This window comes from Spiroplasma sp. hy2, assembly GCF_044714365.1.
In the GTDB taxonomy this organism is placed as follows: domain Bacteria; phylum Bacillota_I; class Bacilli_A; order Mycoplasmatales; family Mycoplasmataceae; genus Spiroplasma; species Spiroplasma phoeniceum.
The window spans coordinates 1-2,741 of record NZ_RXFZ02000137.1; the positions used below are offsets into that span (position 1 = coordinate 1).

Genomic DNA, 2,741 nt, shown 5'->3' on the forward strand with positions numbered 1-2,741 from the left:
TAAAATCAAATTTATCAAATTTCATAATTTTAGATTCCTATAATTTCTATTTTAAATATATTTTATAGGAATTTTAAAATAACTAGGTTATGCAAGAAGTCTAATAAATAATTATGAGCTAGATTTTGATAATATGGTTCAGAAAAATCAAATAAAGACATTACCTTATCAGCTAAAATAACTTTATTTTTGTTTGTAAAAGGGCTATATTCCGTTGATCCACCAATTTCTCAAATAAAAGCATTAGGGTCTAGTTGTTTAACTTTATCAATTAAATCAATATCCCCTTTACCATCATAATAATTATGGTTTCACGAAATTTAAACCTTAATTCTTTTACAATTTGCATTAATGTCGTTGTTTTACCACTATCAGTAGTTGTCAACAAGGATAGTGTGTTGAGATAAATTTGATTTTATTAAGCCAAAGTTTTTGTTTAATTTAACCAAATTATCTTGTGAAATTTGGTTAAATTCTTGCGCTATTTTCTTTGCTTTTTTCTTTTGTTCAACAATGCCAATTGTTATTGCTAACCCGATTAGAATTGGCATTCCAACGGAAATTATTTTATTGCCAATTTCTTGTAAGCTAGTTGCGCCACTTGTAGCTAAGAAAGTCATCATTATTTATCACCTTTTTGTTTTGCTTCTCATTCTTCATCATCTATTTTCATTTGTACAATATCTTTTTCTGTTTTTGCAACAAAGGCTTTTTCTTTTTTCTCGCGGATTGGTTTTAAAATAAACGGGTCAACCACAAACCGTTTAAACAACCACCCAAGAAGAGCAAGACCCGCCAGCGACCCAACAACAATACCAACAATTGCCCAACCAGCTAGTCCTTTTTTATTATTGTTAGTTATCGGTTCTGGATTTGGAATTGAGGATATTGGTTGATCTTTTTGCTGTATTGAAATAGTTTTGGTAGTAAAACTTAGCAATTTTGTACTACCATCGACTGCTTGAACCTTGACATCTTTGCTCGTCGTTCAATCACCAGCAATAAGATTATCAACGCCGATAACATAGTCAGTGTTTTCTACAACATTCGGAGCATACTTTTCAACTTGAGATTTTACACTAGCAAGCAGTTTTGTTTTATAGGCATTAATTTCATCTTGGGTCACATTTTTAATGTTAGTAACAACAAATTCATCTAACTTTAAATCTAAATGTGCTAAACTTTGTTTTCAAGTCTTCGATAACTCAAACAACTCATTTAGTTGATTTTCACTATAACCGCGGATATTTTTATATCCATTATCTTCTGCTCACTGTTCAAATTGTTTTCCATTATCAGTATTTCAATAATGTTCTACCGATTGTTTTTCTGATACTTGCAGATAAATAGTTTTTTTATGCGTTGGTAAATCTTGATGTTGCAACTCAACTAAATAACGACCATCAACCGAACCATATTGCCCTTTATCAATCTCTAAGCCATTTATTGGGTCAATAACATTTGATTGTGATGTTTTATTTCATTGCTCATCACAACCATATACTTTTCCAGTTATAACATTGTCAGTTGATGGTTGTTTGATTTTAATAGTACTTTTTCCATTCGCATAATAAAATGTATCAACCTTGTTTGTCATTTTAGTATTGTCAAGTTGTGCCAAATAATTTTTCTCTATTTGAACACCACTTGCCGAAGATGTTAAATTAATTTTTACTTTTACCACCGCTGTGGGAATAAAATTGTATTTAACTATCACTGAACCTTTGTAACTCTTGCTATCTGGTTTTGCGGTTAATGTTGCAGAATGATTATCTTTATTTGTTATTTCAATTTGCGAAAAATCATCAATGACATTGCCGTTTTTTTGATTAACAGCAGCGAAAATAGTATCATCGTTATTATTAATGATATTTTCTAAATTATTCTCATTACCAAATTTAATCACATCGCTTAAATTTTCTTTAACAATTGGTTTTGGCGGTTCTATTTTTGCCGCCATAACAACATCAATGTCTTCGCTCGTGTATTTTGTTCCACGAATATCATATTTGATAACTAATTTATGGGTCTTTTCACTAGTTTCAGGTTTAACATTGATATTTACTTTACCACCCAACATATTTTGTTTAACACCATTTCATAAAACTTCTGTAACATTTGGGTTATCAATATTGATATTTGTTTCCCCGTCAACTGTCAAACGCATTCCGTTGTTAGATCATTTTGCTGTTTTAGAATCATCAACAAGTGAAAACAAAATTCCTTGTTGAAATAAATAATTATCTTTTATTTTTAAATTTCAATCTGTAACATTTCCGTTGCTGTCAATTATTGGTGTTTCCGGTTCACCAACATCATCCCAACGATAAACAGGAAAATTAATTCCATATTTTAAATGTTGTCAATATGTATTTTGATTTTTTATAAAATTACTATCAAAATAAACTTTTTCACATTTATATTTATCAATCACTCGAATATAAAAATATCATTTATTGTTTGGTTTTGAAAACTCGTTTTCTCTATTATTATCAACTTTGTTTCATTTGTTTAATATAGAAATTACACTTACATCAAACCCAGTTGTAACATCTCTGGTAGTTGTAGTAAGATCCCGTTTTGTTCTTTCTAGAGTTGCATTGGCAAGCAACGGAGCGGGAACGCTCGCTGTCAGCGTAGTTATAGTTAATAAGCTTAGTAATTTTTTCATTGCATATATTCCTTTCTGAATTCTCTTTTTAACAAAAAAGAGAATAGCACCACCGTACTWTWCACAAYAC

General features: G+C 30.1%; 2 protein-coding genes. Both read right to left on the minus strand.

Going from position 1 to position 2,741, the window contains the following annotated elements:
* Nucleotides 1-368: 368 nt before the first annotated feature.
* On the minus strand, nt 369-623 hold the full coding sequence (locus EHV01_RS04525; RefSeq protein WP_422066401.1) for a hypothetical protein: 255 nt from the start codon (nt 621-623) through the stop codon (nt 369-371).
* The coding region (locus EHV01_RS04530) for an adhesin (RefSeq protein ID WP_422066402.1) at nt 623-2,741 on the minus strand (2,119 nt) is incomplete at its 5' end. The genes EHV01_RS04525 and EHV01_RS04530, both read right to left, overlap by 1 nt.